The sequence below is a fragment of the Meiothermus luteus genome (assembly GCF_003574085.1).
GTDB classification, from domain to species: domain Bacteria; phylum Deinococcota; class Deinococci; order Deinococcales; family Thermaceae; genus Meiothermus; species Meiothermus luteus.
In genome coordinates this window covers 1-12,595 of sequence record NZ_QWKZ01000017.1, presented here as the reverse complement: position 1 = coordinate 12,595, position 12,595 = coordinate 1, and the positions used below count along the sequence as shown (strand labels likewise).

The window sequence follows — 12,595 nt, the reverse complement described above, 5'->3', positions numbered from 1 at the left end:
AGAATGGGAACGGTTTGCCGATGATCCGCCCTCTCCTTCTCCTCACCTGGGCCTTTTCCCTGGCCCTAGCCCAGCCCCCCCGCCTGACCACCCCCGAGGAGGTGGCCCGGGTAGAGGTAATCCGCCGGGCCTTGCCGGCTGTGGTCAAGGTCACCGGCATTCTGCGCGACCCCCAGACCGGGAACGAGGGCCCTACCAACGGCTCTGGCTTCTTCTACGCACCAAGCCGTATCATCACCAACTACCACGTCGTCCAAGACCTACGGGACATCACCGTAGAGCTCTTTGATGGGCGGAGCTTCCCTGCCCAAATCTTCGCCGTAGACAAAGGCATAGACATCGCCATCCTGAGCGTTCAAGGGGTTACCGCCCCAGCCCAGCTTACCTTTGGTAGCTCCCAAAACCTGTCCGTGGGGATGGGCCTGGTAGTGATTGGTAGCCCCTTCGGCCAGCGCAACCTAGCCTCCTACGGCATTTTGGCTGGCGTTGGCCCCACTTCGGCGGAAAAAAACGACCTTGATCCCGAGGTGGGCTCGGAAATCGGCGACCTGCTCTTCACCGATGCCCGCATCGTCCAGGGAAACTCTGGCGGGCCGGTGCTTGACCTGCAAGGGCGGGTGGTGGGGGTGGCCAACGCTACCCTGGGCGACCTGAGTGGTATGGGCGGGATAGGGGTGGCTATTCCCGCCGACTTAGTCCGGCAAAGCGTAAGCGACCTCGAGCGCTTCGGCGTACCCCAGCGCGGCAACCTGGGGGTCACCCTGCGCAACCTGGATGAGCTGGACCCCCTCCTCTTAGGCCGGGTGGGGCTGCTTTCCACCCGCGGGGCCATGATTGAAAAGGTGGAACCTGGCGGGCCCGCAGCCCGGGCTGGCCTGCGCCCGGCCGAGCGCGACGCGAGGGGCCGGTTGGTTAGCCTAGGGGACATCATCCTGGCCATCAACGGCCGCGCTGTGCGCAACGCCAGCGAGGTCACCCAAGCTATCGCCCGCTTCCGGCCGGGCGACCGAGTCAACCTCACCATCTGGCGCAACGGCCGGCGGCTGGAAGTAGCGGTGACCATGATCGCCCGACGCTAGCCCCCGCTTGACAGCCCCGCGGTCAATCGAGAGGCTATGGGGCGTGTACATCGCTATCGAGGGCATCATCGGCGTTGGAAAAACCACCCTAGCCCGGCTGCTGGCCCAGCGACTGGGGGCGGAGAGCCTGCTCGAGGTGGTGGAGGAAAACCCCTTCCTGCCCCTTTTCTACCAAGACCCCTCGCGCTACGCTTTCAAAGTCCAGGTCTTCTTTCTCCTTTCGCGCTACAAGCAGCTTTTACCGCTGGTGCAGCCGGGCCTCTTCGTGCGGGGGGTGGTGGCCGACTACCTCTTTGACAAGGACGCCATATTCGCATCCATAAACCTGCACGGCCCGGAGTGGGAGCTTTACCGGGAGGTCTACACCAGCCTTTCCCCTAGGCTGCCCACCCCGGACCTCACCCTATACCTAAGAGCACCCCTTCCCGTTGTTCTAGAGCGCATCCGCCGCCGGGGACGGGCCTTTGAGGAGGGGATATCCCTGGCATACCTGGAGCGTCTGCAGGAGGCCTACGAGCACCATTTCGCCACCTATCCTCACCCCCTGCTGGTGCTGGACACCGAGGGCCTTAACTTCGCCGAGCTGGAGGACGACCAGGAGTGGATTGTGGAAGAGGTACAACGCCGTCTGGGCTGGTTCGCTTAGGAGTCTTATGTACGTGGCCATCGCGGGCAACATTGGTTCGGGCAAGTCTACCCTCACCCAGCTCTTGGCCGAGCGCTACGGGCTCCACCCCGTCTACGAGGTGGTGGACGAAAACCCCTACCTGAGCGATTTCTATGCCGATATGGGCCGTTTCGCCTTTCACTCCCAGGTCTTTTTCCTGGCCAAGCGGCTCAAGCAGCATCTGGAAGAAATCAACCCAGCCCAGCACGTGGTTCAGGACCGCACCATCTACGAGGACGCCTTCATATTCGCCCAAAACCTCAGGCTCCAGGGGCACCTTACCGAGCGGGACTGGCAGACCTATCTAGCCCTCTACGAGGGCATCGCCCCAGCCCTGCGCAAGCCTGACCTTCTCATCTACGTCCGGGCCTCGGTAAAAACCCTAAAAGCCCACATCGCCCGACGGGGACGAACCTACGAGCAGAGCATACCGGAGGCCTACTTAGCCTCGCTCAACCAGCTTTACGAGGCCTGGATAGCCGCCTACGACCTCTCCCCAGTGCTGGTGGTCTCCACCGATACCGTCAACTACGCCGACGACCAGGAGGCCCGGGAGCTACTGTTCCGCACCCTAGAGGCCTGGGGGCTGAGCCGGCCCCTGGTCTGAATCCAGCAACAGTTCGCGGATGGCCTCCAGCGCTTCTTCAGCCGCAGACTCGCCGTCCCGGATGGCCTGCTCGAGCTGTTGGAAGCTAAAAAGCCCGATGCCCTCGAGCCTAGGGCGCAGCACCAGGTCGGGGCGGGTGATCGCCAGCTTCACCTCGGCCAACCGAATCTGCATGATCTCCACCGCCCGGTAGACGTTCTGGATGGGATTGGACTCAATCCCCCGGCGAAACACCCGCTCCCACCAGGTCTTCTTTTGCGGTTGCTCGCGCAAAACCTGGAGAGGCGTCACATCCACCGCAATCACCCGCTCGGCCCCCAAGAAGCGCACCAGGTCCACGGGAATCTGGTTGAGGATACCCCCATCAGCCAAAAGCTGATGGTCCACCCATATGGGGTTGATGGCCCCAGGATAGGCAATGGAGGCCCGGATGGCCTGGAAAACGTCCCCCTGGCGGAAGTAAACCTCGGTGCCGGTAATCAGGTCGGTGGCGGTGATGCCCAGGGGAATGGGAAACTCCTCTATCCGACGGGGCAGCAAGGGCTCGAGCACCCGCACCAGCTCGCTGAAGTTGAGCATGTCGTCAAAGGGATTGATGTCCAAGAAGCGCCAAAAAGACGTTTGGGAGAGCAGCTCCTGGACCTCATCGGCGCTGTGGCCCGCGGCGAAAATCGCGGCCATAATGCTGCCCATACTGGTTCCAGCAATAGCACAGGGCTTGAACCCCTCCCGCTGCAACACCCGCACGACCCCAATGTGGGCATAGCCCCGCGCACCCCCACCCCCTAGCGCCAATCCAAAACGCTTGCAACCGTCCATACCCAAAACCTCCTGGATCCATACGAAAATCGCTACCGCGGCCGGAGAACCAAGGAATAGGTGTAGCTGCGGCTCTGGCCAGGGGCTAGGGCAAAGCGAAGGCGGTAGCCCTCGGGCAGGCGCTCTAACCCGTCGGCCTCCAGGTCAAAAGGCCAGGGAAAGACCTCCTGTATTTCCACCTCTAGGGGGTAGGCCTTCGGGTTGCGAACGGTGGTGGTTACCCGGAAGCGGTTGCGGGCCACCTCCTGCACCTGCCGGCCGGCCCGTCCTTCCGGGTCAGGGCCGAGGAGGAGGACCACCGACGCCCCCTGGGGGGTATCCTCCAAGGAGGCCTGCCCCACAAAAACCCCCCGCTCCCAAAGGCTGACCACCCCGGCGGCCAGGCCCTGGGGAGCCACAAAGCGGAAGCCCCGGGTGAAAAGCAGCTCCTGGCTGGTGCTAAAGCCTGTCTGCAAACGCCACAGATAGACCGGTCGCACTTCAGCCTGCAGAAAGGGTAGCTCGGTAACCCCCGGGCCCACCTCTATCTCCCCGGGAAGGCGGTAGCGGTAGGTGCCGGCCACCTCGCCCACCTCCTCGGCCATGGCCGGGGCAGCCCGCAGCGCAGCGGCCCCCTCGAGCCCCCCCTGGACCAACGGCACCCGCCCTGCCACCAGCTCGGTGCGGCCTAGCCGCAATGGATGGCCTAGGGTGTTGGTTAGGGCGGCCCACCCCACCAACAACCCATCCTCCAAAGAGTAGCGGGGGCTCCAACTCAGCCCCCGCGTCAGGTAGGCCAGCCAAGCATTCCCGCTCCCCCGATAGCGGAAGACCACCCTTGGCCCCAAAGGGGTGCTAAACCCCCCGGGATCAGGGTAGGCCACCACCCCGGGCAGGCCCACCAGGTAGCGTCCTTCGTAGAGGTAGAGGTTCTGCTCGGCGCTCACCAGGGTCGCGCGGCGCCACTGGCCCTCCCAGTAGAACTGCACCTCCTTGCCCACATAGGCCCCCAAAGGGGTTGCCTTATCCGGCTGCCTCACCCAGCGGGAAAGCTCCTCTACCCCCAAAAGGCGCAGGGTACCCGGCACCAGGCTCTCAAAGAGGGCTGCCCCCGGCTCCCAAACCCACTCCCCAGGGGGCAGGCTTTGCGGCTGCCGCAACTCGGCAAAGCCCTTGTACACCAGGGCTTCCTGAGCCCCGGCAAACCCCATCGCCGCTCCCAACAGGCAAAGCCAAACCCGCCACATAGGGTCAGTTAACCACCACAGCAAGGAGCTTGCGTGAGAGGAGGCTCAAAGCCCCCCTTACCGCGCGACCAGCCAGCCCCCGCCGTGGAGGTCGGCGCTGCCGATAGCAGAAGGAGCGCTAGCTCAAGCCCGGTATGTCGTCGCGAATGCAGGCTTTGAAGTGGCCAGGGGCCACCTCCTTCAGCTCAGGCACCACCTGGGCGCACTCGGGAATGGCGTAGCGGCAGCGGGTGCGGAAGACACAACCTGAGGGCGGGTTGATGGGGCTCGGGATATCCCCCTGCAGCACAATGCGCTCCCGCCTCAGGGTAGGGTCGGGCATAGGAATCGCCGAGAGCAGTGCCTCGGTGTAGGGATGGCGGGGGTTGCGGTAGAGCTCCTTTGAGGTGGCCAGCTCCATGATTTTGCCCAGGTACATCACCGCTACCCGGTCGGAGATGTACTCTACCACCGCCAGGTCGTGGGCGATAAAAAGAATGGTCAGACCAAGCTGCTCCTTGAGGTCCTGCAGGAGGTTGACCACCTGGGCCTGGATGGAAACATCCAGCGCCGAGACCGGCTCGTCGGCCACGATGAACTCGGGGCGCACCGCCAAGGCACGGGCAATTCCAATGCGTTGCCGCTGGCCTCCGGAAAACTCGTGTGGGTAGCGGCGCACGTGGTCGGGGTTCAGGCCTACCATCCGCAAAAGCTCCGCCACCCGCTCGGCCCGAGCCTTGGGGGAACCCTCGAGGTTGTGAATCACCAAGGGCTCGGCGATGATGTCCCCCACCGTCATGCGCGGGTTAAGGGAGGCGAAGGGGTCTTGGAAGATAATCTGCATCTTGCGCCGGTAGGCCCTAAGCTGGTTCTTGGGAAGATGGGTGATGTCCACCCCATCAAAGCGAATGGTGCCCTCGGTGGGCTCAATGAGGCGCAAAATGGTCCGGCCCACGGTGGTCTTGCCCGAACCCGACTCCCCCACCAGGCCCAGCACCTCCCCCTTCTTCACCGCAAAGCTCACGTCGTTGACCGCCTTAACATGGGCCACCACCCGCGAGAGCACCCCCCCTCGGATGGGGAACCACTTTTTGAGGTTTTCCACCTCCACTAAGGGTCTGGTGGCGACTTCGGGGACAACCGCGCTCATGCCTCCACCGCCTCTCCCCGCTCAATTTCCGCCCAGCGCACGCAGCGCACCATATGGCCGCCGCCCGCATCTTGAAGCGCGGGTATTTCCTGGTCACAAAGGCCTGGCTTGTAAAACTTGCAGCGGGGGTGGAAAGCGCATCCTGGCGGCAGGTCCAGAGGGTTTGGCACGTTGCCGGGAATGGCCTCTAGCCGCTGCTGGTGGGCAGCCGCCAGGTCAAGGCGGGGCACCGAGTTCAAAAGGCCCATGGTGTATGGGTGCAGGGGTTTCTTAAAGGTGGGCACCACATCGGCCTCCTCCACCGCCCGCCCGGCGTACATCACCACCACCCGGTCGGCCATCTCGGCCACCACCCCCAGGTTGTGGGTGATGAAGAGGATGCTCATACCGATCTCTTCCTGAAGCTTTTTCATCAGCTCCAGAATCTGAGCCTGGATGGTCACGTCCAAAGCCGTGGTGGGCTCGTCGGCGATGAGGAGGGAGGGGTTGCAGGATAGGGCCATGGCAATCATCACCCGCTGGCGCATACCCCCAGACATCTGGTGGGGGTAGTTGGCCAGGCGCTTCCTCGGCTCGGGGATACCCACCAGATCAAGCATCTCGGCCGCCTGCTCCAGAGCCTCCTTCCGGCTCTTGCCTTGATGAAGCACGATGGCCTCGGCAATCTGGTCGCCCACGGTGTAGACCGGGTTCAGGCTGGTCATGGGCTCCTGGAAAATCATGGCGATGTCGTTGCCCCGAATCCGCCGCATGGTGGCCTCGTCCTCTTTGGCTAGGTCACGCAGCTTGCCGTCCTTCCCCCGAAAGAGCATCTGGCCGCCCACGATCTTCCCCGGTGGGGTGGGAATCAGGCGCATCATGGCCAGGCTGGTCACCGACTTACCCGAACCCGACTCTCCCACCACCGCCAGGGTCTCCCCCTTGTTGATGTGAAAGGAAACCCCATCCACCGCCTTCACCACGCCGTCATCGGTGAAGAAGTGCACCTCGAGGTCTTTTACTTCAACCAGTCTGTTCTCGTCCATTCCCACTCCCAAACGTCAGGTCATTATATCCCTACACCTTGGTGCGCGGGTCCAGCGCGTCGCGCAACCCATCGCCCAAAAAGTTGTAGGCCAGCACCGCCAAAAGGATGAACACCCCCGGTATCAAGAGCCAAGGCCGCTCGGTAAAGGCGGTAATACCGGTAGCCTGGGCCTTGGAGAGCATAAGCCCCCAGGAGGTGGCCGGCTCCTGGATGCCCAGGCCCAAAAATGAAAGCCCCGACTCGCCCAGAATAAACCCGGGAATCGCCAGGGTAACCGCCACGATTAGGTAGGTGTAGGTGCCCGGCAGCACGTGGCGGAGGATGATGCGGGCGTCCCCCGCCCCCAAGGCCTGGGCAGCCTGGGCGTACTCCATCTCACGGAGCTGCAGTACCTGGCTGCGGATGATTCGGGCCAGCCCTCCCCAGTTCACGAAGGAAAGGATGGTCACCACCAACACAAACCGCACCGCAGGAGGCACTTCCATGGGTATAAGCACCGAAAGGATGATGAGCAAGAATAGGTCGGGAATGGCCGCCAGCACCTCCACGGTGCGCATGATAAGCGTGTCCAGGTCAAACTCCACCCGCGGCCAGAGCAGCACGTAGCCGATGGCCCCTAGCAGAACCGCCCCAATCAAACCCGCAAGCACCGCCTCCAGGCCGCGGCTGGTCTGCAAAAAGCCATAGACCGTAATCCAGACCAGCCAGGCCACCCCCACCCAGGCCAAAAGCCAGAGCAGGGCTCGAGCCAGATGGCTGCGCCAGACCAAGAAATAGAGCAAGGCCCCCATGAGGGCTACCCCCCCTACCAGGCCCAAGCCTGCTAGGGCCAGGGTGCTCACCCGCTGCAGGTCGGGGCGTATGAACTGCTGGTAGCCCTGCCCCATGGTCCACACCAGGCCCAAAAGGAGCAGGAGGCCCAACAGGGCCCATAGGTGGTCTACCAGGCGGTTGGCCCGGACAAAGTGCCAAAATTCTGGGTTCAGAACCCCGATGCTAAAGGTAACCGGACGGCCGGCATAATAGCCCGCCAGGCTGCCCATAAAAACACCGATGACCAGGGCCAAGGCCACCGCAAAAATACCAATAGTCAGGCTGATGCGGGCCCCAAACCAGATGCGGCCCCAGATGTCCCGACCAAAGTCGTCGGCGCCCCACAGGAAAAGCTTGGCCTTGTCCTCCAGGAGCCACGGACCGCCAAATAGGTGCAGGTTGGAGGGGATTAGCCCCAAGAACCGGTAGGGCTCTCCTTCCACAAAGAAGTAGATGGGGTAGCGCCCTCTCTCGCAGTCTGTGATCACCTCAACCTTGAAGGTCTCAGGGTTCCTGCGGCGCTCCGAGGCACAAACGTAGGGCCGGGTCAGGCGACCGTTTTCATCTCTCCAGAAAATCCGGGTAGGAGGGGCGTAGGAAAAGTCCCGAAAACTCTTCTCCTCGGGGTAGGGGGCCAGAAAATCGGCGAATAAAGCTCCCAGGTAGAAGACCAAGAGCACTACTGCGCCCAACCGGGCCAGAGGGTGCCGCTTGAAACGTATCCAGGCTTGCTGGAAAAAGCTCCGGCCCTGAGAAGAAGTGTGGGCTCTGCTTTGGTTCAGCATCCAAACCCCCTAGCTGTAGCGGATGCGCGGGTCTACCCAGGCCAGGAGCAGGTCGGAGATGACGTTCCCAACCATCAAAAGCACCGTGGTGATGGTGATGAGACCCATAATCACATAGACGTCAATGGCCGAAATGGCCTCCAGCAAAGCCGGCGTGATGCCCGGCCAAGCCATGGTGACCTCCACCAGCCCGGCCCCCCCAATCAGCCCTGGGAGCAACCCCCCGATACCCGCAATGAAGGGAATCACCGCATTCCGAAGGGCGTGCTTGTAAACCACCACCCGCTCCGAAAGCCCCTTGGCCCGGGCGGTGCGGATGTAGTCCTGGGAAAGCACATCCAGCATCTGCCCCCGCATAACCCGCATCAGTCCGGCCAGGCCTGAGGTACCCACCACGATGACCACCGGGAAGGCATGCCAAAGCACATTGGTGATCCGGGCCCAAAGGGGCGACTCGGTGTAAGGCAGCCGCTCAGGCAGGCCGGGTCCTTGTAGGAGGGGTGCCAGCATCAGCAGGCTGCTCACACCGAACAGCACCAGCCCCAACCACACCCCAAAGGTAGGGGTCTGGCCACGGCGGCTGCGCGACCAGAAGAGGGCCGCATAAATCAGGGTACCCCCGAGGGCAAAAGGGAAAAGCCACTGGGCGGCGCGGGTCATGTTGCCCAGGTGCAAGAACTCGTTGGTCATGCCACCGATGGGCAGGATACGCATATCGGTCAGGTCATTGAGCCAGACTGCTAAAAAAAGCATGATAAGACCGAAGAAAAAGTTGGGAATGGCCAGCCCCAGAAAGGCCAGCACGGTGAAGATTCGGTCAGGCCAGGTGTACTTATGAATGGCCGAGTAAACCCCGATGGGAATAGCGATTAGGTAAATCATCAAGGTAGCCAGCACCACCAAGACCATGGAGTTGAGGATGCGCTGGCCTATCACGCTCCACACATCGGTTTTGTAGGAGAGGGAGAGGCCCAAGTAGCCTTGGAAAATCCCCGAGAGCCACTTGGCGTACTGCACCGGCAAGGGCTGGTCAAGGCCAAGCTGTTGGCGCAGATTAGCGATGGACTCGCGGTCCTGGGTAGGGTCTAGCTCGAGCCGGGTCACAAAATCCCCCGGGGCAAGCTGGATCACCAAAAAGGCCAGCAGGGTCGCCCCAAAAAAGGTGGGGACGAGCTGGAGTAGCCTTCGCACGACGTAACCAAACATAAAACCTCAGCACAAAGGCAAGGGGTGGCGCCCCACCCCTTGCCCCGAGAAGCCTCTACTCCTTAGCAAAAACGGTCTCAATGTAGGGGGCCTGACCGGTGATGGAGTTAATCTGCTCCTTGGGGAACATCCCCCCCAACCGGGTCAGGCGGGCCGGGTTGTAGGCCGGGGCCACGGTGTAGATAATGGGCAGGTTCTCGGCCACCACCTTTTGGAACTGCACGTAAATCTGGCGGCGCTGGGCCTGGTCAAGGGTGGTCGCACCCCGCTTCATTAGGGTGTCAATCAGCACCTCAAAGGACTCCACCTTGGCCGGGCGCTTACCCCCTACCCCCAGGTTCCACATGTGCAGGCTGCCGTCCAGCTCCCAGACGTTGCGGCTGAAGGCTGGCTCAATGCCCCCGGTAAGGCCAATCAGGATAGCGTCAAATTCACGGGTGCCATCGGCGGCTGGGCTGGTGAGCTGGCGCACCAGCTCGTTGAAGTCAATGGGGCGGTACTCCACCTTGACCCCAATCTTGCGGGCCTCATCGCGGAAAATCTGGGCGATGCGCTCCCGCACGTTGTTGCCCTGGTTGGTCGTTAGGTTGAACTCCAGTACCCTACCTTGGGCGTTCACCAACCAGCCATCGCGGTTCTTGGTGCGGAAGCCCAGCTCGGCCAGGAGCTGCTGGGCCCGCTGGGGGTTGAACTCGTACTTGGCCACATCGTCAGTGAAGAAGGCTTTGTTGGGGATGGAGATGGGGCTCCACTGGGGCTGGCCCAGACCGCCCAGGGCCACCTCAATCATGGACTTCTTGTCCATCAGGTGGGCCATGGCCCGGCGGAACTTCACCTGGCGGAACAGGTTCTCCTTGAAGGGGTCCTTGTGGTTCCAGTTGAAAACGATGAAGTTGGTGCCCAGGGTCACGTCCACGTTGGGAAAAATTTCAGCCCGCAACCGCCCAGCGCGGATGCGCTCCAGCACCTGGGCCACTTGGTCGGCGTTGGCTGCCGCAAAGACATCAGAATCCCCAGCCAGGAAGCGGGCTAGCTGGGCGTTCAGGTCGGGCACAATCTGAACGGTGTAACGCTCGAGGTAGGCCACCGGGTTGTTGCGCTCATCCACCCCCCAGTAGTTGGGGTTGCGCACCAGCACCACCCGTTCGCCCTTCACGTAGCTGTCAATCCTGAAGGGGCCCCCTGAGACAATCTGGGCCGGCGGGGTGTCCAGGTTCCACAAGGCCTGAAGCTGCTGCACACCAGCCCGGTAGGCCGGCTCAAAGATGTGCTGGGGCACAATATACCAACCCTGGATGAGGGCGGGCGCGTAGGGCTTGGGGAAGTCGGCCCGAACGGTGTACTGATCCACCTTGGTCCAGCGGATGGGCTGGCCGTCCAGGATGAAGCTGCTGCGGGCGTTGGAATTGACCCGCTGGTCGGCGTGCACGGTCGCGCTAAAAATCACGTCGTCGGCGGTGATGGGCCGCCCATCCGACCAACGCGCCCCCTCGCGCAGGCGGAAGATGACCGTAAGGCCGTTGTTCCGAATCTCCCAAGACTTCGCCAACCGGCCCTCCGGCGCCTGGGTATAGGGGTCATAGGAAGTAAGGTAGGGCAGGAAAAGCGAGATGATGTCGGTGGACGAGGTCTCCCGGGCCACAAAGGGGTTCCAGGTCCGGGGGTCGGAGATGGAGGTGATCCGGTAGGCCCCACCCGGGCGGCCTATCTCGGTACCCTTAAAGACCTTGGGCTGGGCGAGGGCTGCCCCCGCCAGGACCAGCAGGCCTAGGAACAAGATTTTTCTCATTTCATGCCTCCTGTACCGCTCAAGACTACACTACACCACCCTCGCTCTCCGCAAAACGGGGCTGAAGCGAGCATGGACTTGGTACAAAGCTATATAGTCGCGTCCCAGCTGTCAAGGGTTCACCGCGGAATTCAAAGCCAGGAAACATCCACCAAACGGTGGATGGAGCAAAACCAGTCGTGGGCAGCCCTCCCATGGAGGCCAGGGGCCCACCGAAACGAGGCCTTTGGGCTAGCGTTGGAAGTAGCGGAAGGAAAAGGCCAGGAGAACAAAGATGGCCCCAAGGATGATGGTGATGCGGTAAAGGCCACCCGTCACTCCGCGGGTGCTGAAAAGGTCGGTCGCGCCACCAAACATGTCCCCAGCCCCTTGCCTGGGCTCCTGCGAAAGCACCAGGTAGACCAGGAAACCGGCCACCAGGATATAGAGAAATATCAAAACATTTTGCAGCAGTTCCACCGCGCGCCTCCTCGTGTTTGGTGCCGGGAGTGGGACTCGAACCCACATGGCTGCTAACCGCCCGATTTTGAGTCGGGTGCGTCTACCGATTCCGCCATCCCGGCAAACCGGCAAGTCTAGACTATAGCCCCTTTTCCCCTCCTGCGCAAGCCAACCAGCCCGAAGAGGCCCGCCAGCCCCACCGCCCAGTCGCCCAAGCGCGCGTAGGGGGTCTGAGCCTGCCGGTAGGCAAAGGTTCCCCCTAGAAAGCCAGCCTGACGCTGGGGAAGCTGAGCCACCACCCGGCCGTAGGGGTCCACAACGGCGGTTACCCCATCGTTCCCTGCCCTAAGAAGCCAGCGGCCGGTCTCAACCGCCCGCAAGCGGCCCATCTGGAAGTGCTGCTGTCCCCCGAAGCTAGGGCCGTACCAGGCATCGTTGGAGGCCAGCACCAGCACCTCGGCCCCCTCCAAGGCCAAGGCGCGGGCCACCGAGGGGAAAACCGACTCGTAGCATATAAAAGCCCCATAACGGCCCAAGGGGGTATACCCCTGGCCTGGGGTCCGCCCTACCAGCTCTCCTTCAAAGCCCAAGGCCCGAAAGAAAAAGCGGTATAGGGGGCGTAAGGCCTCACCCCAAGGAAAGTTCTCGCCAAAGGGCACCAACCGGTTTTTATCGTACTGGTGGGTAATCTGCCCCCCCTTGAACAAAACCATCCGATTGGAAAAGCCGGTCTCGAGGCCGCTCAAAAGCTCGCGAGGGCCCAGCAAGGAGGTCAGATCGGGAGACAGATGGGCCACCGCGGTCTCAGGCCAGACCACCACCGCAGCCTCGGGATGGGCCCGTAGCCCTTGGCGGGTAAGCTCCTGATAGATTTCATCGGCGGAGAAGCCCTCCAGCTTCCTCAAAGGGTTGATGTTGCCCTGAACCAGCAAGGCGGTGTGGTCACCCACCCCTTTCGGCAACGGCCAAAACCAAAGCGCCCCCCAGACCCCCAACACCCCCAAGAG

At 62.4% G+C, this 12,595-nt stretch carries 12 protein-coding genes and 1 tRNA gene; 3 read left to right on the top strand and 10 right to left on the bottom strand.

The window, feature by feature from the left end; genetic code table 11:
• Positions 1 to 20 precede the first annotated feature (20 nt).
• Genes Mlute_RS03980 through Mlute_RS03970 form a run of 3 tightly spaced genes read left to right on the top strand, consistent with a single transcriptional unit; the run spans position 21 to position 2,353 of the window.
• Positions 21 to 1,079: a S1C family serine protease gene (locus tag Mlute_RS03980; RefSeq protein ID WP_182482468.1), complete on the top strand. Its 1,059-nt coding sequence runs from the start codon at positions 21 to 23 to the stop codon at positions 1,077 to 1,079.
• Between the two features lie 43 nt (positions 1,080 to 1,122).
• Positions 1,123 to 1,725 carry a deoxynucleoside kinase gene (locus tag Mlute_RS03975; RefSeq protein ID WP_119359459.1) on the top strand — a complete coding sequence of 201 codons (603 nt, stop codon included), beginning with the start codon at positions 1,123 to 1,125 and terminating at the stop codon, positions 1,723 to 1,725.
• A 7-nt stretch (positions 1,726 to 1,732) separates the two neighbouring features.
• On the top strand, positions 1,733 to 2,353 hold the full coding sequence (locus Mlute_RS03970) for a deoxynucleoside kinase (RefSeq protein ID WP_119359458.1): 621 nt from the start codon (positions 1,733 to 1,735) through the stop codon (positions 2,351 to 2,353).
• Here the strand turns inward: Mlute_RS03970 and Mlute_RS03965 are convergent.
• The 10 genes from Mlute_RS03965 to lnt all read right to left on the bottom strand — a co-directional run.
• On the bottom strand, positions 2,318 to 3,172 hold the full coding sequence (locus Mlute_RS03965; protein ID WP_119359457.1) for a patatin-like phospholipase family protein: 855 nt from the start codon (positions 3,170 to 3,172) through the stop codon (positions 2,318 to 2,320). The genes Mlute_RS03970 and Mlute_RS03965 overlap by 36 nt on opposite strands.
• A gap of 32 nt (positions 3,173 to 3,204) precedes the next feature.
• Positions 3,205 to 4,398: a hypothetical protein gene (locus Mlute_RS03960; RefSeq protein WP_119359456.1), complete on the bottom strand. Its 1,194-nt coding sequence runs from the start codon at positions 4,396 to 4,398 to the stop codon at positions 3,205 to 3,207.
• A gap of 118 nt (positions 4,399 to 4,516) precedes the next feature.
• Positions 4,517 to 5,527, bottom strand: coding sequence for an ABC transporter ATP-binding protein (locus Mlute_RS03955; RefSeq protein ID WP_119359455.1), 1,011 nt, complete (start codon positions 5,525 to 5,527; stop codon positions 4,517 to 4,519).
• Complete coding sequence (locus Mlute_RS03950) at positions 5,524 to 6,552, bottom strand: ABC transporter ATP-binding protein (RefSeq protein WP_119359454.1); 1,029 nt, start codon at positions 6,550 to 6,552, stop codon at positions 5,524 to 5,526. Before Mlute_RS03950 ends, Mlute_RS03955 begins: the two co-directional genes overlap by 4 nt.
• Before the next feature lie 31 nt (positions 6,553 to 6,583).
• A complete protein-coding gene (locus Mlute_RS03945) occupies positions 6,584 to 8,152 on the bottom strand; it encodes an ABC transporter permease (RefSeq protein WP_119359453.1) in 1,569 nt (522 codons plus the stop codon).
• A gap of 9 nt (positions 8,153 to 8,161) precedes the next feature.
• Positions 8,162 to 9,358 (bottom strand): ABC transporter permease, encoded by a 1,197-nt coding sequence (locus Mlute_RS03940; RefSeq protein ID WP_119359452.1) that lies wholly within the window; start codon positions 9,356 to 9,358, stop codon positions 8,162 to 8,164.
• A gap of 55 nt (positions 9,359 to 9,413) precedes the next feature.
• The gene (locus tag Mlute_RS03935; protein ID WP_119359451.1) at positions 9,414 to 11,147 is read right to left on the bottom strand and encodes an ABC transporter substrate-binding protein; all 1,734 of its coding nucleotides are present in this window, start codon (positions 11,145 to 11,147) and stop codon (positions 9,414 to 9,416) included.
• A 231-nt stretch (positions 11,148 to 11,378) separates the two neighbouring features.
• Positions 11,379 to 11,606, bottom strand: a complete 228-nt coding sequence (gene secG / locus Mlute_RS03930; RefSeq protein ID WP_182482467.1) for a preprotein translocase subunit SecG — start codon at positions 11,604 to 11,606, stop codon at positions 11,379 to 11,381.
• Positions 11,607 to 11,624: 18 nt separating this feature from the next.
• A tRNA-Leu gene (locus Mlute_RS03925) sits at positions 11,625 to 11,710 on the bottom strand.
• A gap of 12 nt (positions 11,711 to 11,722) precedes the next feature.
• Positions 11,723 to 12,595, bottom strand: an 873-nt coding sequence (lnt, locus tag Mlute_RS03920) for an apolipoprotein N-acyltransferase (protein ID WP_119359449.1), incomplete at its 5' end; no start/stop codon positions are given.